Raw genomic sequence first — 18,738 nt, 5'->3', positions numbered from 1 at the left:
GGGCACGACGGGGTAGGGCGCGACGGGGTTGGACGAACCCCGCCCGGCCGCACCGACGCCCCTGGAGGAACCGTGCACTCGATGACCGAGCGCTTCACCGCCGCGCTGCACACGCTCGACAGCGACCGCGACGTCGGGCCGATGCTCGAGATCACCGGTGAGGACGCCCGGCTGGTCAAGCTCGACGAGCACCACGAGACGTCCGGCAGGGACGGCGCCCGGGTCTTCTGGGAGGACTACCGGAACGTCTTCGGCGACCTGGAGACGACGTTCACCCACTCCGTGATCGGGAGAGCAGCGCGGCGCTCGAGTGGACGTCGACCGGCACGCTGCGCAGCGGGAAGCCGTTCACCTACCGGGGCGTCACGGTCATCGAGGGCGACGAGGAGCGGCTCACCGGCGTCCGCACCTACTACGACTCCGCCGCCTTCGTGCAGGGGACGAGCGGCTCGGCCTGACCCCCCGTGAGGGCGAGGCACCGTGATGGCCCGTCGTCCCGCGCGGGGCCACCGGACCCTTGCGGGGGAGGCGGGCGCATCCGGGGCCTCAAGCCGGGACGCGATCGGTCGATACCCGCTGCGAAGGGCTGAGCTCCCGGGCCGGCTCCGGCACCGGGCCGGACGGGACGGGGGGGACCGTGGGCGGGACGAAGGCACTGGCGGGGACCTCCACGGTGACCACGCGGCTGCTGCTGCGGGTGGTCGCCGCGCGGGGTGGCGAGAGGGCCGTCGAGCGCGTGCTCGACCGCGCGGGTCTGGCGGACCGGCGGACACCGCTGCAGAGCCTCCGCGGCCGGGTGACGTACCCGGAGAAGCTGCGGCTGTTCGACGCGGCCGCCGAGGAGCTCGGTGACCCGCGGGTCGGGCTCGCACTCGGCGAGGCCGCCATGTCCGACCCCGCGGTGAGGGCGCTGCGGCGGGTGCTGACCACGTTCGGCTCCCCCGCCGGGCTGCTCCGCCAGGTCTCGCGGATCTCCACCCGCCTGGACACCGCCGCGGTGTTCCGCTGCGAGTCGGCAACGGACGGGAAGGCACGGCTGAGCTGGCGGGTGCTGCCGCCGCACCACCCGGGTCGCGTGGACTGCGACTACAACATCGGGATGCTCCGCAAGGCGCCGGTGCTGTTCGGTCTCGAGCCGGCGGTGGTCGAGCACTGGGCGTGCCAGGCCGACGGGGCCCCGCAGTGCGAGTACACCGTCACCTGGCAGGAGCAGCAGGCACGCTCCCGCTGGCGCGGCCGCGGCCGGTACCGCCGGGTGTCCCTCGGCGCGGTCCACGCGCCGGTCGCGGACGCGGAGGAGCGGCTGCGCGACCTCCAGGAGGCCGCCACCGACCTCTTCAGCGGGGATTCGCTCGCGGACACCCTCGACCGCGTCGCCGAGCGTGCGGACCGCGCGGTGCACGCCCCGGGCTACGTGCTCGACGTCCGCCTCCCCCATGGGCAGCGGCACGTGCGCTCCCGCGGCCTGGGCTCCTCCGCGCTGGCCGCGCTGGGCGACCAACGGCTCGAGGTCGGCTGCCGGGAGGTCGGCGGCACCTCCGTCCTCGCCGTGCCGGTGACCTCCGGGACGAGGGACTACGGCGTCCTCGCCGTCGTCGCCTGGCCCGGTCAGGCGACCTTCCCCGGTGACGTCCAGCTGCTCACCGCCTACGCCCGGCACGCGGCGGCCGCCATCGAGATGGCGGCCACCCTCGCCGAGGCGCGCGAGCAGGAGGAGACCGCCCGCCTGCTGCTCACCGTCGCGCGGTCGCTCGCCGGACGCCGCGAGGCTCGCCAGATCGCCCGGACCATCGCCGACGCCGTGCCCAGCCTCTGCGGTGCCGACCGCGCCGCCGTCGCGCTGTGGGACGCCGGGACCCAGTCCGTCCGGATCGCCGGCCTCAGCGGCTGGCCACCGGAACTGGCCGAGCGGGCCGCCGGCTTCGTGACGAGCACGGAGGACAGCCGAGAGCTGTGCGAGCTGATCGCCGTGGGCGCCCCGATGCTCGTCGACCGGTCGAGCTCACCGTGGGCCGACGCGGTGCTGGGCGACTTCGGCGTCACCGCCATGGGCGGGGTGCCGATCAAGGTCGACGAGCGACTCGTCGGGATCGTTCTCGCCTACTGGGCGCACCGCGCAGCACCGACCACGCTCGACGACGGGACCACCGAGCGGATGTGGGGGCTGGCCGGCCTGGCCGGCGTGGCGCTGGACAACACCCAGCTGCTCGACGACATCCGGCACCAGGCCGCACACGACCCGCTCACCGGCCTGCCGAACCGCGCCTTCCTCCTCTCCGAGATGCAGACCGCGCTGAGCCAGCCGGCCGGCCACATCGCCCTGCTCTTCTGCGACGTCCGCCGGCTCAAGCGCGTCAACGACAGCCTCGGGCACGGCGCTGGTGACGAGGTGCTCGCAGAGGTCGCGCGGCGACTGCGCTCGGCGGTCCGCGACCAGGACACCGTCGCCCGGTTCAGCGGGGACGAGTTCGCCGTCCTGCTGTCCGGCACGTCGGGGCCCGGCGCCCGGGAGGTGGCCGACCGGATCCACCGGTCCCTGGCGGCCCCGGTACGGACGGGGGACGACGAGGTCTTCGTCGACCTGGCCATCGGCCTCGCCGTGGCCGAGTCGTCCGGGGGGCTGCCCGACGCCGCCGGGGACCTCGCGCACGACCTGCTGGAGCGCGCCGAGGAGGATCTGCACCGCAGCAAGTCCGGGTCCCCGGGGCTGCCGGAGCAGCGGGTACGGGAGCACCTGCGCCTGGAGACCGACCTGCACGGCGCGGTGGAGCGCGGGGAGGTCGTCGTGCACCTGCAGCCGCAGGTCGACCTCGCCACCGGACGGGTCGTCGCCGTCGAGGCTCTCGCGCGCTGGCAGCACCCAGCGCTCGGGCCCGTACCGCCGGATTGCTTCGTGCCCATCGCCGAGGCCAGCGGTCGCATCCGCGAGATCGGCGACCACGTGCTCCGCGAAGCCTGCCGGACCGTCGCGGACTGGCGGTCGGACGGGCTGGAGCTGGAGGTGGCCGTCAACGTCTCCGCCGTCCAGCTCACCGATCCGGACTTCGCCGCATCGGTGCAGCGCGTCCTGGCCGAGACGGGGTTGCCGGCCCGGTCGCTGACGCTGGAGGTGACCGAGAGCCAGGTGCTCACCGAGGTCGCCACCAGCCACGGCCACCTGGAACACCTCCGCGCACTCGGCGTCGGGATCTCCGTGGACGACTTCGGGACCGGGTACTCCTCGCTGGCCCAGCTCCAGCGGCTGCCGGTGAGCGAGCTGAAGATCGACCGGTCCTTCACCTCCCAGCTGACCGGGTCTGCGCCCTCCTCCCCGCTGGTCGCCGGGATCGTCGGCCTCGCCCACGGCCTCGGCCTCCGCGTCGTCGCCGAGGGCGTGGAGACGTGCAGCCAGGCCGAGGCGCTGCAGGGCATGGCGTGCAGCCGGGGCCAGGGCTACCTGTTCGGCCGTCCTGCCGAGCCCGCCGCCGTCCGCGGGCTCCTCCTCGAGCGCGCGGGCAGCGCCCCGGCGCCGCGCTGAGCAGGTGACCGCCCGGACACGACAGCGGCCCCCGGGAGATCCCGGGGGCCGCTGTCTGCCTGGTGGGCAAGGGGGGAGTTGAACCCCCACGTCCTTTCGGACACACGGACCTGAACCGTGCGCGTCTGCCATTCCGCCACTTGCCCTGGCGAGGGAGAACAGTAGCAGCCGCGCGGCGGTCCGCCGCCGAGGGGTGCCGCCGCGGCGCACGCGGACACGACGTGTCGGGCGTCGCGGCTTCCTGGGCGGTCAGCCGCGCCCGGCCCGGCTACGATCACGGATGGCAGAGCGGGACGTCCGGCGAGCGCAGAGGAGCGACTGTGGGTGTGCTGCAGCGCTTCGAGCGCCGGCTCGAAGGGATGGTCGGCCTGGCCTTCGCCCGCCTCTTCAAGGGCAAGGTCCACCCCGCCGAGATCGCCAAGGCCCTCCAGCGCGAGGCCGACGAGCAGCGCTCGATCCTCGGTGAGGGCCGGGTCCTGGCGCCCAACGTCTACGTGGTCCGCCTCGGCGAGACCGACTACGAGCACCTGGGCCAGTGGTCCGACCAGCTGGCCGGCGAGCTCGCCGACATGGTCACCGAGCACATCGAGGACGAGGGCTACCAGGTCTTCGACAAGGTCACCGTCGCGCTCGAGCGGGACGACGAGCTGACCACCGGCGTCTTCGAGGTCAGCTCCCAGGTCGCCGACCCGGCCCGGCCGCACGTGCGCGCCGACGCGCCCCCGCTGGCCTCCGTCCCGGTGCCCGGCCACCCGCCGCTGCCCCCGCTCCCACCGCTGCGCGGGCGGATGGCCACCGACACCGGCAAGCAGAACCCCTCCGTCGTCGGGCGCGCGGGCTCGCGGACGACGGTGACGCACGTGCTGGTCGTCGACGGCCCGGGCACCCGGCACGAGCTCTCCACGGGCCGCAACGTCATCGGCCGCGGCACCGAGGCCGACATCCGCATCCCCGACACCGGCGTCAGCCGCAAGCACGTCGACGTCGTCCTGGACGGCGACGTCGCCACCGTGGAGGACCTGGGCTCCACCAACGGCACGCTGGTCAACGGCCGGCGGATCAACCGGCAGCCGCTCAGCGACGGCGACGTGATCCGCATCGGCCACTCGGTGCTCGTCTACCGGCAGGACGGGGCGTGACCGGGCCCGTGCGGTGGCCGCCGGGCCGGATCCGGGAGCAGCCGCTCCGCCGCGGTGCCGGGCAGGTGCAGGGCGGGGTGCGCCCGTGACCGAGCTCGTCGTCCAGATCTTCCGCTTCGGCTTCCTGCTGCTGCTGTGGCTGTTCATCTTCGCCGCGTTCCGCGTGGTGCGGGCCGACCTGTTCGGCGGCCGCCCCGGTCGCGTCGCCACCGTCCCGCCGCGTGCCGCCACCCCGAAGAAGCGCGGGCACCGCGGCCCCAAGTCGCTGGTGGTCACCGCCGGACCGCTGACCGGGACCAAGATCACCCTCGGTGACCAGCCGATCCTCATCGGCCGCGCCGACGACTCGACGCTGGTCCTCACCGACGACTTCGCCAGCTCCCGGCACGCCCGCCTGACCAACCGGGGCGGTCAGTGGTACGTCGAGGACCTCGGCTCCACCAACGGCACCTACCTGGACCAGCAGCGCGTGCAGGGCCCGCTGCAGGTCGCCCCCGGCCAGCCGATCCGCATCGGCCAGACCGCACTGGAGCTGCGTTCGTGACGTTGGTCCTCCGCTACGCCGCGCGCTCGGACCGCGGCCTCATCCGCGGCAACAACCAGGACTCGGTCTACGCCGGGCCCCGGTTGCTGGCCGTGGCCGACGGCATGGGCGGCCACGCCGCCGGAGACATCGCGAGCAAGGTGGTGATCGCCGCCCTCGAGCACCTCGACGACGACACCCCCACCGGCGACATGCTGCAGTCGCTGCGCTCCGCCGTCCACGAGGGCAGCGAGCACCTGCGCGAGGTGATCCGGGAGTCCCCGCAGCTCGAGGGCATGGGCACCACGCTCACCGCGATCCTGTTCGCGGGCGGTCGGCTGGCGCTCTGCCACGTCGGCGACTCGCGCGCCTACCTGCTGCGCGACGGCCAGTTCACCCAGATCACCCACGACGACACCTTCGTGCAGACGCTGATCGACGACGGCCGGATCACGCCGGAGGAGGCCAACCACCACCCGCAGCGCTCCCTGCTGCTGCGCGCCCTCAACGGGCAGGAGGTGGAACCCGACCTCTCCATGCGCGAGGCGCGCGCCGGCGACCGCTACCTGCTGTGCTCCGACGGCCTCTCGGGCGTCGTCAGCGAGGAGACCCTCGCCGAGGCGCTGCAGAACCCCGACCCGGAGGCGACCGCCGACCGGCTCGTCGAGCTGGCGCTGCGCAGCGGCGGGCCGGACAACATCACCGTGATCGTCGCCGACGTCCTCGAGGACACCGGCAGCAACGGCCGCTTCGACCCGGTCGTCGACGGCGCCGCGGGCGACAACGTCGGGCAGCGCGAGGTGGATCCGCGGTCGGCCGCCGGCCGGGCGGCCCTCGCCGACCAGGCCGCCGCTCCGCCGCCGACACCCACGCTGCCGACGGGCGGCGGCCCCTCCGCCCGCCGCCGCCCGGTGCGCATCCTCCTGGTGGCGGGGGCCCTTCTCACCGTGCTGGTGGCAGGGGCGATCGGCATGTACTTCTGGGCGCTCAACAACTGGTTCGTGGGGGTGAACGGCTCCGGCGACGACCGGCAGGTGGCCGTCTTCCGCGGCCTCGACGTCTCCTTCCTGGGGATGGACCTGCACCGCCTCGACCGGGGCACCGACCTCGCGCTCGCCGACCTGACGCCGGCCGCGCGCAACCGGGTGCTCGGGAGCATCACCGCGGACGACTCCGCCGACGCCGAGCGGATCGTCTCCGCGCTGGCCGACCAGCGGCTGCCGATCTGCCGGACGACCACCGGTGCCACCGGCGCCACCACGCCCACCGGCACGCCGACGCCCCCGGCGGCGAGCCCGACGACCGCCCAGGAGCCCGCCCCCGGCGACGCCGCCCTGCCCGAGGCCCCGGCGCTCGAGGACGAGGTGGCCGCCCCGACGTCGGCACGGACCACCTCGGCCCCCGTGCCGGGGGTGGACTGCCGGGAGGTCGACTGATGGCCGGACCCGTCACCGACCCCCGCGCCGCTGCCGCCGCGACACCCACCCGGCGGGGCACCGAGGCGCTGCTGCTCGCCTTCGCCGTGCTGATCACGGTGGTCGCGCAGATCATCGTCGACCTCACCGTCACCGGGGAGCTGCGCCCGCAGATGGCCGGCTTCAGCGCGTGGATCACCGCGCTGTGGGTCGTCGCGCACCTCGTCGTCCGCCGGTGGGCCTCCTACGCCGACCCGCTGCTGCTGCCGTCGGTCGCGCTGCTCGTCGGCCTGGGGCTGGCGGTGATCCACCGGCTCGACCTCGCCGCCGGGCAGGTGGGCAGCACCGTCACCCGGGAGGACGCCCCGGTGCAGCTGGTGTGGGCCACCCTCGGGGTCGCCCTCTTCGTCGCGGTGCTCGTCGTCGTCCGCGACCACCGGACCCTCTCCCGGTTCGCCTACACCCTGGCGCTCATCGGGCTGGTGCTGCTGGCCATCCCGGCCGTCCTGCCGGCGTCGATCTCCGAGGTCAACGGGGCCAAGATCTGGATCCGCGTCGCCGGCTTCTCCATCCAGCCGGGCGAGTTCGCGAAGATCTGCCTCGTCGTCTTCTTCGCCGCCTACCTCGTGGACAAGCGCGACGTGCTGGCGCTCGCGAGCAAGAAGGTGGCCGGCATCGAGCTGCCGCGCGGCCGCGACCTGGGCCCGGTGCTGCTGGCGTGGATCGTCTCCATCCTGGTGCTCGTCTTCGAGCGCGACCTGGGCAGCTCGCTGCTGCTGTTCGGCATATTCGTGGTGATGCTCTACGTGGCCACCGAGCGCGCCAGCTGGCTGTTCATCGGCCTGGCGCTCTTCGCCGGCGGGGCGTTCATCGCCTACCAGATCTTCGCCCACGTGCAGGCGCGGGTGAACACCTGGCTGGACCCGTCGGCGTACTACGACGGCGCCGGCTACCAGCTGATGCAGTCGCTGTTCGGCCTGGGCACCGGCGGGCTCTTCGGTGCGGGCCTCGGCGGCGGCCGCCCCGACCAGGTGCCGGTGGCCAAGAGCGACTTCATCGCCGCCGCCGTCGGCGAGGAGCTCGGGCTGTTCGGGCTGGTCGCGGTGATCGTCGTCTACCTGATCCTGGTCGAGCGCGGGCTGCGCACCTCGCTCGTCGTCCGCGACGCCTTCGGCAAGCTGCTGGCCACCGGCCTCGCGTTCGCCGTCGCCTGGCAGGTGTTCGTCGTCCTCGGCGGCGTCACCGGGCTGCTCCCGCTGACCGGCCTCACCACGCCGTTCCTGGCCTACGGCGGGTCGTCGCTGGTGGCCAACTTCGTGCTGGTCGCCCTGCTGGTGCGGATCAGCGACGCCGCCCGCCGCCCGGCGGCGCCGCACGCCACGCCCGTGCGCCTGGGTGATGCCCCGACCGAGGTGGTGACGCCGTGAACGCCCCGCTGCGGCGGGTGGCGATCAGCGTGCTGGTGCTGTTCACGCTGCTGATCGTCAACGTCAACGTCATCCAGGTCGTCCGCTCCGACGACCTGCGCACGGACACCCGCAACACCCGCGTGATCGCCGAGTCCTACGACCGCGAGCGCGGCTCGATCATCGTCGAGGGCACCGAGGTCGCCCTCTCCGTCCCCACCGACGGTCGCCTGGAGTACCTGCGCACCTACCCGCAGGGGCCGTTGTACGCGCCGGTCACCGGGTACCACTCGCTGGTGTACGGCAACCGGTACCTCGAGGACGTCATGAACGACGTGCTCTCCGGGGACGACGACCGGCTCTTCGTCCGCCGCATCGCCGACCTGTTCACCGGGCGCGACCCCGCCGGCGGGGACGTCGTCCTCACGCTGGACCCGGACGTGCAGGCGGCCGCGATGGCCGGCCTGGACGGCGTGACCGGTGGCGTCGTGGCGCTCGACCCGGAGACGGGGGCGATCCTCGGGATGGCCAGCACGCCGACCTACGACCCGGGCCTGGTCTCCGGCCACGACCCCTCGGTCATCCGCGAGAACATGGAGCAGCTCACCGGGGCGGACCCCGACCCGCGGGTGAACCGCACGATCGGGGACAACTTCCCGCCCGGGTCGCTGTTCAAGGTGATCGTGGCGGCCGCCGCGCTGGAGGACGGGCTGACCCCCGAGTCCGTCGTCCCTGCGCCCCGGGAGCTGCCGCTGCCCAACAGCAGCCGGGTCATCCCCAACTTCGGCGGCTCGGCCTGCAGCCCCAGCGGCGAGCAGTCGCTCACCGACGCGCTCACCATCTCGTGCAACACCGCCTTCGCCCAGCTCGGCCTGGACCTCGGTGAGGACCAGGTGCGCGAGATGGCCGAGGCGTTCGGGCTCGACGAGGGCGGCCTGGAGATCCCGCTGCAGGTCGCGCCGAGCACCGTGGGCGACATCGTCGACGACGCCGCCCTGGCCCAGACCTCCATCGGCCAGCGCGACGTCCGGATGACGGTGCTCCAGGCGGCGATGGTCGCCTCCGCGGTGGCCAACGACGGCGTGCAGATGAAGCCCTACCTCGTCGAGGAGCTGCGCGCTCCGGACCTGACGGTGATCGACTCGGCCGACCCGGAGGTGCTCAACGAGCCGGTCTCGGCCCAGGTGGCCGACCAGCTCACCGAGATGATGGTCAGCGTCGTCGCCCGCGGCTCGGGGCGCGCCGCGCGCCTGCCCGGCATCGACGTGGCCGGCAAGACCGGTACCGCGCAGGTGCGCGAGGGCGTGCCCGACCACAACTGGTTCATGGGCTTCGCGCCGGCCGACGACCCGCAGATCGCCGTCGCCGTGTTCGTGGCCAACGGGGGCGGCACCGGCGGCGACGTCTCGGCCCCGATCGCACGGGACGTCCTGGCGGCCTGGTTCGACGGGCAGGGCGGCTGATGGCACTGGGGATCGGCAGCCTGCTGGCCGGGCGCTACGAGATCACGGCTCCCATCGCCACCGGCGGCATGGGCGAGGTGTGGAAGGCGCGCGACCGGGTGCTGGACCGGATCGTCGCGGCGAAGGTGCTCAAGACCGAGTACACCAACGACCCGAGCTTCCTGGCCCGGTTCCGCAACGAGGCGCGGCACACCGCGGCGCTGTCGCACCCCAACATCGCCTCGGTCTACGACTACGGCGAGACCACCGACGACAGCGGCGTCCAGACCCTGGCGTTCCTGGTCATGGAGTTCGTCGAGGGCCAGCCGCTGGTGACGATCCTGCACGAGGAGGGGCGGCTGCCGGTCGACTGGACGCTGCACGTCCTCGGCCAGGCCGCCGACGGACTCTCCGCCGCGCACCGGGCCGGCGTGGTCCACCGCGACATCAAGCCGGGCAACCTGATCGTCCGCCCCGACGGCGTGGTCAAGCTGACCGACTTCGGCATCGCCCAGGCCCGCGACGCCGCCCCGCTGACCCGCACCGGGATGGTGGTGGGCACCGCCCAGTACCTCTCCCCCGAGCAGGCCCAGGGCATGGAGGTCACCGCCGCCTCCGACGTCTACTCCCTCGGCGTGGTCGGCTTCGAGTGCCTGGCCGGCGTCCGTCCCTTCGACGGCGCCTCGCAGGTGGCCATCGCGCTGGCCCACATCAACCGGCCGCCGCCCCCGCTCCCCGGTGACGTCCCCCCGGCGGTCCGGCTCCTCGTCGAGCGCGCCCTGGCCAAGGACCCCGCCGACCGGTTCACCGACGGCGGCGCGTTCGCCGACGCCGTCCGCCGGGTCGGCGCCGGCGACACCCTGGCCGGGGCCGGCCCCGTGGTCGCACCGGCCACGACCCCCACCGAGATCGTGGACGTCGGGGGCGACCGCACCCAGGTCTTCGCCACCCCGGCCGCCGGGATGCCCGCGGTGGCGCCCGCCACCGGTGGCCGTCCCATGCCGCCGCTCCAGGCACCGCCGGACGACGACGACTGGGCCGACGGCGACGAGCCACCGGCGCGCCGCACCCCTCGCTGGCTCTGGCCGGCGGCGGCCCTGGTGCTCGTCCTCCTGGTCGCCGGCACCACCTGGCTGCTGCTGCGGGACTCCGCCGACTCCACCGGGCAGGACGCGTCCCCCACCACCGGCGCGGCCACCACCAGCGCCGAGGCCGACGGGATCCTCCTCGATCCGGCGCGGTACATCGGGCGCGACGCCGACGAGGTGGAGGAGGAGCTGCGCGAGGCCGGCTTCACCACGGTCACGCAGGAGGAGGCCAGCGCGGGGCTGCTGACCGCCCTGGGCCAGACCCTGGACCAGAACGACGTCGCCGGCATCGACCCCTCGGGGGTCGAGGCGACCCCGGACACCCCGATCACGCTCTTCTACGCGCCCGACGACTACGACCCCGCTCCCGTGGAGGACGACGAGGGGGGCGACGAGGGCGAGACGTCGGCGCCGACCACCACCACGGCGCCGACGACGACCACGGCCCCCACCGGGACCACCGAGCCCACCGGGCCCACCGAGCCGACGGGCACGACGGGCGCGACGACCTCGTCGTCCACCACCGCCGGGGGGACTCCGGCGCCCACCACGACCACCGCACCGCCACCGCCGGACGAGCCGGACGACCCGGAGACCGACCCCGATGCCAATGCGGCGACGACCGTGGGTAATCAGCCATGAGCACTCCGACATGGCGATCCCGGGTTGCGGGCCGTTCTGCGGTTAGGCTCGCCGGCGGCCAGCAGTCCGCGGCACCGACCGTCGCGGGCAGCCCCCGCACCACCGGGCCGCGGAGGCTGCACGGAACAGCCCGAGAGGACCGTCGATGACCACGCCGCAGGTGCTCGGTGAGCGCTACGAGATCGGCGGAGTCCTGGGCCGCGGCGGCATGGCCGAGGTCCACCACGGACGCGATCTGCGCCTCGGCCGCGAGGTGGCGGTCAAGGTGCTGCGCCACGACCTGGCCCGCGACCCCTCCTTCCAGGTCCGCTTCCGCCGCGAGGCGCAGGCCTCGGCGTCGCTGAACCACCCGGCGATCGTCGCCGTCTACGACACCGGTGAGGACCGCACGCCCAGCGGCGCGACCCCGTACATCGTCATGGAGTACGTCGAGGGCGAGACGCTGCGCGACGTGCTCCGGCGCGAGGGCCGGCTGCCGGTCGAGCGGGCCATGAGCCTGGCCGCCGACATCTGCGGCGCCCTCGACTTCAGCCACCGCAACGGCATCGTGCACCGGGACGTGAAGCCCGGGAACGTCATGATCACCCCGCAGGGCTCGGTCAAGGTGATGGACTTCGGGATCGCCCGCGCGGTCTCGGACTCCGCGGCCACGATGACCTCCACCGCAGCGGTGATAGGGACCGCCCAGTACCTCTCCCCCGAGCAGGCCCGCGGCGAGGGTGTGGACGCCCGGTCCGACGTCTACTCGCTGGGCTGCCTGCTCTACGAGCTCGTCACCGGGGCCCCGCCGTTCACCGGCGACTCCCCGGTGTCGGTGGCCTACCAGCACGTCCGCGAGGACCCCCGGCTGCCGTCGTCGATCAACCCGGACGTGCCGCCGGAGCTGGACGCGATCCTGCTCAAGGCGATGAGCAAGAACCCCGCCAACCGGTACCAGTCGGCCGCCGAGATGCGCAACGACCTGCTCCGGGCGCTGGCCGGGCAGCGGGTCGAGGCGACGCCGGTCATGGGCGACGCCGAGAAGACCGCGATCATCGGCGCCCCGGTCGGCGGCTACGCCAGCGGGTACGGCGACGACGACTGGGACGACGACGGCGACCGGCGGCGGAAGCGGCGGATCATCGCGATCGTCGCGGTCCTCGGCGTGCTGCTGCTGGGCGGCGCGATCGCCGCCGCGGTGGCGCTGACCCGCGGCGAGGAGACCCCCGCCGTCGCCCAGGTCACGGTGCCGCCGCTGCTCAACCTGGACCAGGCGGCCGCGGAGCAGGCCATCACCGGGGCCGGTCTGGTCGTCGGCGAGGTGACGCAGGAGGCCAGCGGCACCGTGCCCGAGGGCCAGGTGCTGGGCAGCACGCCGCCGAGCGGGAGCCGGGTGGAGGAGGGCAGCGAGGTCGACCTGGTGGTCAGCGCCGGCCCCGACACCGTCCAGGTGCCCAACGTCGTCGGCCTCACCGAGGACCAGGCGCGCGCCAACCTCGAGCAGGCCGGGTTCACGAACATCTCCAGCCGGCAGGTCGACTCCATCGAGTTCGACGAGGGCCGGGTGGCCGCCGTGAGCCCCGCCGAGTCGAGCCAGGCGGACCTGGAGACCCCGATCACGCTGAGCGTCTCCACGGGCACCGTCGAGATGCCCGACGTGGTCAACCAGCCCGAGGCCCAGGCGCGCGCGGCCCTGCAGGACGCCGGCTTCGGCGCCGGGCAGATCACCCGCCAGGACGTCGAGCGCGACGACGTGGCGCCGGGCACCGTCGTCGAGACCGACCCGTCGGCCGGGGACGACGTCGGTTCCGGCGAGACGATCACCCTCCTCGTCGCCATCCCGGTCCCGGCGGAGGAGCCGGCGACCCCGACCACCTCGAGCCCGCCCGTCCCCACGGAGCCGGTCACGCCGCCCACCGAGGACGGCGTCGGGGACTGAGTCCTCCCGGGGACATGCAGCAGGGCCCCTCCCGTCCGGGAGGGGCCCTGCTGCGTTGCCGGGCTCAGGCGATGGCGGAGGAGAGCCGCTGCGCGCTCGCGGTGGCGGCGGCCACCAGCTCCTCGTCGGGCGCGAGGCCGCACGCGGCCAGCCAGGTCGCCAGCATCCGGTGGCCGCCCTCGGTGAGCACCGACTCGGGGTGGAACTGGACGCCCTCGATGGGCAGCTCGCGGTGCCGCAGCGCCATCACCAGGCCCGAGGGGGTGCGCCCGGTGACCTCCAGCTCGTCGGGCACCGTCGCGGCGTCCACGGCCAGCGAGTGGTAGCGGGTGGCCGTGAACGGCGACGGGAGGCCGGCGAGGACGCCCTGGCCCTCGTGCACCACCTGGCTGGTCTTGCCGTGCAGCAGTTCGGGGGCGCGCACCACCTCCGCGCCGAACGCCTCCGCGATCGCCTGGTGGCCCAGGCACACCCCGAGGACGGGGATGCCCTGCTCGGCGGCGGCGCGGACCATCGGCACGGTCACGCCGGCGTCCGCCGGCGCACCGGGGCCGGGGGAGAGCAGCACGCCGGCGACGTCGAGGTCGGGGAGCTCGTCCGCGGTGACGGCGTCGTTGCGCCGCACCTCGCACCGGACGCCGAGCTGGCCCAGGTACTGGACCAGGTTGTAGACGAAGCTGTCGAAGTTGTCGACGACGAGGACCGGACGGTCGGCGGCGGTCATCGCGGTCGAGCTCCTAGCGGGTTCAGGGGTGCCGCACGGGCACCCGCGGACGGCCGGACGGTCAGCCGGCGGCCGCGTGCTGCAGGGTGAGGCCGCCATCGTAGGCGGGGACGGTCACCTGGGGCCGCTCGCGCACCTCGAAGGTGAGCCCCCAGGAGGCCACCGCCTGCTCGAAGACGGCCACCTGCGGCGAGGCGTCCAGCGCTGCCTCCACCCGGGACGCGTCCACCACGGCGGTGACGACGAACGGCGGCGAGTAGGTGCGGCCCTGCAGCAGCAGGGTGTTGCCCACGCACCGGACGGCGCTCGTGGAGATGAGCCGCTGGTCCATCACCGCCACCCCCTCGGCGCCGGCCGCCCACACGGCGTTGACGACGGCCTGGACGTCGCTCTGGTGGATGACGAGGTCGTCGGGGCGGGCGCCCCGCGGGAGGCTGCCGTCGGACCGCTGGGGGGCGTCGTCGAGGGTGATGACCACCCCGGCGCCGGTGACCGGCGTCAGGCCGGCCGAGGGGGCCCCGGCCTCGGCGACGGCCTGCTCCTGGGCCACGTCGCCGTCCCGGGTCGCCACCTGGTCGGTGAGCCGCTGCACCTGGGCCTGCAGCTGGACCAGCTGGCGCTCCTGGCGGACCACGGCCGCGTCCCGCTCCTCCACGAGCTGGGAGAGCTGCGTGACCTCACCGGCGCGCAGGTCGCTGCCCTGGGCGGTGCGGCCGGAGGTGGCGAAGAGCAGGCCGGCGGCCAGGGCGACGACCGGGACGAGCGCTCCCCAGGCGGAGGCGGAGCGTCCGGGCAGCGACCAGCGGGCCACCGGGTACCTCCCTCGGAGCGGACGGGGTCGGCGCGTACGGGTGGAGCAGCGCTGCCGACGTCCCCCGGAAGTTTAGTCTGGGGGGCAGTTCCGGCCGGGAGGACGAGTCCGGCCGCCGGGAGGGAGTACGCACGTGCCCAAGTCGAAGGTGCGCAAGAAGTCGGTGTACACGCCGCCGGAGGACGTCGTCCGCTCGCGGGGGGCGCAGGCCAAGGCGCTGCAGCCCAGCCCGCGCTGGTGGGCGCCGGTCATGGTCACCCTCATGCTGCTCGGGCTGCTGTGGATCGTCGTGTTCTACGTCGCCGGCGACCAGATCCCGTTCATGCAGTCGCTGTCGGCGTGGAACTTCGCCGTGGGCTTCGGTGCCATGGTCGCCGGGCTGATCATGTCGATGCGCTGGCGGTAGCCCGCAGCCACCGATCGCCGCGCGAGGCCCTCGCCCCCACCGGGACGGGGGCCTCGCTCGTTCCCGCGGCCGGGGCGGCGGGGCGATCCGCGACTGTGCACAGCGGTCACCGTCGTCCACAGGTCGACATGACGGCCCACCCCCAGGGTTGTCCACCGAGTGTGGAGGGACCGTCCGGGTCCGTTCGCCGCTGACCTGGGCTTTCCCGACCGCTGGGGCGCGTGTGACGAGCCGTCCATCGGCGTAACTACAGCCGTGTGAGTCTGTCCCCAGCTGTGTACCCAGCTGTGGACGAGTCGACATGTGCGCCCGGACGGGACGCTGACCGTGCACCGCCCTACCCGCGTTGACCTGCGGATACACCGGCCGGGCGGGAGCTGTGGACGGACCCGTCCGGGTCACCCGACGCTTCCGCACGTGCACGGAGAGGAAGCGCCGTCCACCGGTGGGCCGCCGGCCCCGGAACGGCACGAGCCCCCGGCCGGGCGGCCGGGGGCTGGTGGGGAGTGCGGCGGGGCGGTCAGGCGTCCAGGAGCTCCAGGATCGTCGCGTTGGCCGTGCCGCCGCCCTCGCACATCGTCTGCAGGCCGTACCGGGTGCCGGTCGCCTGCATGTGGTGGACGAGGGTGGTCATGATCCGCGCGCCCGAGCCGCCCAGCGGGTGCCCCAGCGCGATGGCGCCGCCCAGCGGGTTGAGCCGGGCGGCGTCGCCACCGGTGTCGGCCATCCACGCCATGGGCACCGGCGCGAACGCCTCGTTGACCTCGAAGACGCCGATGTCGTCGATCGACAGCCCCGAACGTGCCAGCACCTTCTGCGTGGCCGGGATGGGCGCGGTCAGCATGATGACCGGGTCGTCGCCGGCCATGACCGTCGTGTGGATGCGCACCATCGGGCGCAGGCCGAGTTCGCGGGCCTTCTCGCTGGTGGTCACCAGCAGGGCGGCCGAACCGTCGGAGATCTGGCTGGCGTTGCCGGCGGTGATCACGCCGTCCTCCTTGAACGGCGTCTTCAGGGAGGCGAGCTTCTCGAGCGTGCCGCCGGGACGGATGCCCTCGTCGGCGCTGACCACCGTGCCGTCGGGCAGGGTGACCGGTGCGATCTCCTCGTCGAAGGCGCCGTCGGCCTGCGCCTTGGCCGCCTTCTCGTGCGAGGAGAGGGCGAACTCGTCGAGCTGGGTGCGGGAGAAGCCCCAGCGCTCGGCGATCATCTCGGCGCCGATGCCCTGGTTGGGGTACACCCCGTCGTAGCGCTCCAGGAAGCGCGGGCCCAGCGGCTTGCCCGCGATGCCGTCGGCCCGGGCGGAGCCCATGGGCACCCGGCTCATCGACTCCACCCCTCCGGCGACGACGACGTCGGCCTGGCCGCTGATGACGGTGGCCGCGGCGAAGGCGACGGCCTGCTGGGAGGACCCGCACTGCCGGTCGATGGTGGTGCCGGGGACCGACTCCGGCCAGCCGGCGGCCAGCGGCGCGTTGCGCCCGATGTTGAAGGTCTGCTCCCCGACCTGGCTCACGCAGCCCCAGAAGACGTCCTCGACGACGGCCGGGTCGATGCCGGAGCGCTCGGCGAGCGCCTGCAGCACGTGGGCGGAGAGGTCGACCGCGTGCACCCCGGAGAGCCCACCCCCTCGCTTGCCCACCGGCGTACGGACGGCGGCACAGATGACGGCATCACGCATGGACCCACTCCTCGGGGACGACGGTCGGGTGCGCCGGCCGGCCACCCTGACCGCGATCGTATGTTCCGCGCCACACCTGGCACGCTGGTGGGCGTGCAGTGGTCTCCCCCGGCAGCCCTGCCGGCCGGTCTCGCCGCGGGCGCCGTGGTGCTCGGCGCGGTCGCCCTGCTGCTGGACCCGGCCGGCCGGATCCTGGTCGGCGGCGCCGCGCTGCTGCTGGTCGCCCTCGCCGTCCGCGAGGCGCTGCTCCGGCCGCGGCTGGCCGCAGGCCCCGACGGGGTCGCGGTGCGGACGCTGACCGGTACCCGGGTGCTGCCCTGGGGGCTGCTGCGGGTGCGCGTCCGCAGTGCCCGGCGCTGGGGGACGACGGTCCGCACCCTGGAGCTCGAGGGGCCCGCCGGGGGTGTGGACGACGGCCTGCTGCTCGTCCTGGGCCGCTGGGACCTGGGCGCCGACCCCGCGACGGTGGCCGGCGAGCTCGCCGAGCTGCGCCCCGGGGGCGGTCCGGCGCGGTGACGCCGCGGCCGCCGGGCCGCCGCCGTCAGACGCCGGTGACGTGCGAGACGCCGAGGGCGAGCACGAGGAGCAGCACCGCCAGCGCGCCGATGCCGGCCACCTGGACGGCGGTGCGGCGGCGGGTGCCGATCAGCAGCGCCGCGACCACCGCGCCGGTGACCAGGCCGCCGAGGTGCCCCAGAAGCGAGATGCCGGGCAGGAAGCTGATGAAGATGTTGATGCCCAGCAGGACCAGGATGCCCCGCACGTCCTGGCGGCGGACCACCATGAGCACGCCGAGGGCGCCCAGGAGGCCGTAGATGGCCGTGGAGGCCCCGGCGACGGGCCGGGCGAAGTCGCCGAACAGCTGGATGGCGGTGGAGCCGCCCAGCGCGGAGACGACGTACAGGGCCAGGAAGCGCGCCCGCCCCAGCTGCCGCTCCAGCTCGGAGCCGAACACCAGCAGCGCCAGCATGTTGAGCACCAGGTGCACGAGGCCGATGTGCAGGAACGCCGCGGTGAGCAGCCGCCACGGCTCGCCCAGCTCGACCAGGAGCGGGTACTGCGCGAGGTCGACGAAGACCGGCGAGCGGTAGTTCTCCAGCGGGGCGTTGCCGGCCAGGCCCGCCGACACCGCCGTCACCAGGAACATGACGACGTTGATCGCGATCAGCGTCACCGTGACGCCGCCCCAGCGGGTGGCGGCTGCCTTCAGGCCGGAGGTGCGCTTGGGCGCGCGCACCGACGCCGTGCCCTCCCGGACGCACGCCGGGCACTGGAATCCGACCGACGCCGGGATCATGCAGTCGGGGCAGATGGGACGGCCGCACCGCGCGCACCGGATGCCCGTGGGCCGCTCCGGGTGGCGGTAGCAGGCCGGTGGCGGGGGCGGCGGCTGGTCGGCCGCGCCCCCGCCGTGCGGTTCCGTGCTCAGCTGCGCTGCACCTCGACGGACTCGATCACCACGTCCTCGACGGGGCGGTCGTTGCGGCCGGTGGAGACGGCGGCGATCCGGTCGACGACGTCCCGGCTCCCCTGGTCGGCCACCTCGCCGAAGATGGTGTGCTTACCGGTCAGCCACGTGGTGGGGGCGACGGTGATGAAGAACTGGGAGCCGTTGGTGCCCGGGCCGGCGTTGGCCATGGCGAGCAGGTAGGGCTTGGTGAAGGCGAGGTCGGGGTGGATCTCGTCGCCGAACTGGTAGCCGGGGCCACCGATGCCCTGCCCGAGCGGGTCGCCGCCCTGGATCATGAAGCCGGAGATGATCCGGTGGAAGATCGTGCCGTCGTAGAGCTTGTCGGTCGTCTTCTCGCGGGTCGCGGGGTGCGTCCACTCGCGGGTGCCCTCGGCGAGATCGGCGAAGTTCGCGACCGTCTTGGGGGCGTGGTCGGGGAACAGGTCCACGGTGATGTCGCCGTGGTTGGTGTGCAGGACCGCGCGGCGGGCGGGAGTCGATTCAGTCACCGCTCCACTCTCCCACCGTCGCGCCGGCGGCGTGTCGCTGGGCCGGGAGCGCGGTGGCACGGGGCGT

16 protein-coding genes and 1 tRNA gene are annotated in these 18,738 nt (G+C 74.2%); 10 read left to right on the top strand and 7 right to left on the bottom strand.

The features are described 5' to 3' along the window. The coding region (locus E9549_RS12345; RefSeq protein ID WP_236826835.1) for a hypothetical protein at positions 1-195 on the bottom strand (195 nt) is incomplete at its 3' end. A gap of 478 nt (positions 196-673) precedes the next feature. On the opposite strand from E9549_RS12345, the gene E9549_RS24160 reads away from it, so the two are divergent. Next, positions 674-3,517: an EAL domain-containing protein gene (locus tag E9549_RS24160; protein ID WP_236826834.1), complete on the top strand. Its 2,844-nt coding sequence runs from the start codon at positions 674-676 to the stop codon at positions 3,515-3,517. A gap of 60 nt (positions 3,518-3,577) precedes the next feature. Here the strand turns inward: E9549_RS24160 and E9549_RS12335 are convergent. Then, a tRNA-Leu gene (locus E9549_RS12335) sits at positions 3,578-3,663 on the bottom strand. A 174-nt stretch (positions 3,664-3,837) separates the two neighbouring features. Between E9549_RS12335 and E9549_RS12330 the strand changes: the two genes are divergently transcribed. The 7 genes from E9549_RS12330 to pknB all read left to right on the top strand — a co-directional run bounded on the left by E9549_RS12330 (position 3,838) and on the right by pknB (position 13,090). Beyond that, entirely contained in the window at positions 3,838-4,656 is an 819-nt protein-coding gene (locus E9549_RS12330) for a DUF3662 and FHA domain-containing protein (RefSeq protein WP_236826833.1), read from the top strand. 85 nt (positions 4,657-4,741) lie between these two features. Beyond that, positions 4,742-5,200 (top strand): FHA domain-containing protein, encoded by a 459-nt coding sequence (locus E9549_RS12325; protein WP_236826832.1) that lies wholly within the window; start codon positions 4,742-4,744, stop codon positions 5,198-5,200. Then, the gene (locus tag E9549_RS12320; RefSeq protein WP_236826831.1) at positions 5,197-6,615 is read left to right on the top strand and encodes a PP2C family serine/threonine-protein phosphatase; all 1,419 of its coding nucleotides are present in this window, start codon (positions 5,197-5,199) and stop codon (positions 6,613-6,615) included. Before E9549_RS12325 ends, E9549_RS12320 begins: the two co-directional genes overlap by 4 nt. Further along, entirely contained in the window at positions 6,615-8,021 is a 1,407-nt protein-coding gene (locus E9549_RS12315) for an FtsW/RodA/SpoVE family cell cycle protein (protein WP_236826830.1), read from the top strand. The genes E9549_RS12320 and E9549_RS12315 overlap by 1 nt, the downstream gene beginning before the upstream one ends. Beyond that, positions 8,018-9,463, top strand: coding sequence for a penicillin-binding protein 2 (locus E9549_RS12310; protein WP_236826829.1), 1,446 nt, complete (start codon positions 8,018-8,020; stop codon positions 9,461-9,463). Before E9549_RS12315 ends, E9549_RS12310 begins: the two co-directional genes overlap by 4 nt. Continuing rightward, on the top strand, positions 9,463-11,172 hold the full coding sequence (locus E9549_RS12305) for a serine/threonine-protein kinase (RefSeq protein ID WP_236826828.1): 1,710 nt from the start codon (positions 9,463-9,465) through the stop codon (positions 11,170-11,172). Before E9549_RS12310 ends, E9549_RS12305 begins: the two co-directional genes overlap by 1 nt. A 145-nt stretch (positions 11,173-11,317) precedes the next feature. After that, complete coding sequence (pknB, locus tag E9549_RS12300; RefSeq protein ID WP_236826827.1) at positions 11,318-13,090, top strand: Stk1 family PASTA domain-containing Ser/Thr kinase; 1,773 nt, start codon at positions 11,318-11,320, stop codon at positions 13,088-13,090. A 64-nt stretch (positions 13,091-13,154) separates the two neighbouring features. Here the strand turns inward: pknB and E9549_RS12295 are convergent, their stop codons facing one another. Next, positions 13,155-13,814, bottom strand: a complete 660-nt coding sequence (locus E9549_RS12295) for an aminodeoxychorismate/anthranilate synthase component II (protein ID WP_236826826.1) — start codon at positions 13,812-13,814, stop codon at positions 13,155-13,157. A gap of 61 nt (positions 13,815-13,875) precedes the next feature. Further along, positions 13,876-14,625 (bottom strand): DUF881 domain-containing protein, encoded by a 750-nt coding sequence (locus tag E9549_RS12290; RefSeq protein ID WP_236826825.1) that lies wholly within the window; start codon positions 14,623-14,625, stop codon positions 13,876-13,878. Between the two features lie 133 nt (positions 14,626-14,758). On the opposite strand from E9549_RS12290, the gene crgA reads away from it, so the two are divergent. Then, entirely contained in the window at positions 14,759-15,031 is a 273-nt protein-coding gene (gene crgA / locus E9549_RS12285) for a cell division protein CrgA (protein WP_236826824.1), read from the top strand. Positions 15,032-15,551: 520 nt separating this feature from the next. Here the strand turns inward: crgA and E9549_RS12280 are convergent. Further along, positions 15,552-16,712, bottom strand: coding sequence for a thiolase family protein (locus tag E9549_RS12280; RefSeq protein WP_236826823.1), 1,161 nt, complete (start codon positions 16,710-16,712; stop codon positions 15,552-15,554). Between the two features lie 93 nt (positions 16,713-16,805). On the opposite strand from E9549_RS12280, the gene E9549_RS12275 reads away from it, so the two are divergent. Continuing rightward, positions 16,806-17,228: a PH domain-containing protein gene (locus tag E9549_RS12275; protein ID WP_236826822.1), complete on the top strand. Its 423-nt coding sequence runs from the start codon at positions 16,806-16,808 to the stop codon at positions 17,226-17,228. Positions 17,229-17,253: 25 nt separating this feature from the next. Here E9549_RS12275 and E9549_RS12270 read toward each other — a convergent pair whose 3' ends face one another. After that, the gene (locus E9549_RS12270; RefSeq protein ID WP_236826821.1) at positions 17,254-18,009 is read right to left on the bottom strand and encodes a rhomboid family intramembrane serine protease; all 756 of its coding nucleotides are present in this window, start codon (positions 18,007-18,009) and stop codon (positions 17,254-17,256) included. Positions 18,010-18,137: 128 nt separating this feature from the next. Next, positions 18,138-18,671: a peptidylprolyl isomerase gene (locus E9549_RS12265; protein WP_236826820.1), complete on the bottom strand. Its 534-nt coding sequence runs from the start codon at positions 18,669-18,671 to the stop codon at positions 18,138-18,140. Positions 18,672-18,738 lie beyond the last annotated feature (67 nt).

Source organism: Blastococcus sp. MG754426, assembly GCF_021699055.1.
Lineage (GTDB): Bacteria > Actinomycetota > Actinomycetes > Mycobacteriales > Geodermatophilaceae > Blastococcus.
Note: the sequence above shows the minus strand (reverse complement) of the source record. Positions and strands in the feature narration are given on the sequence as shown.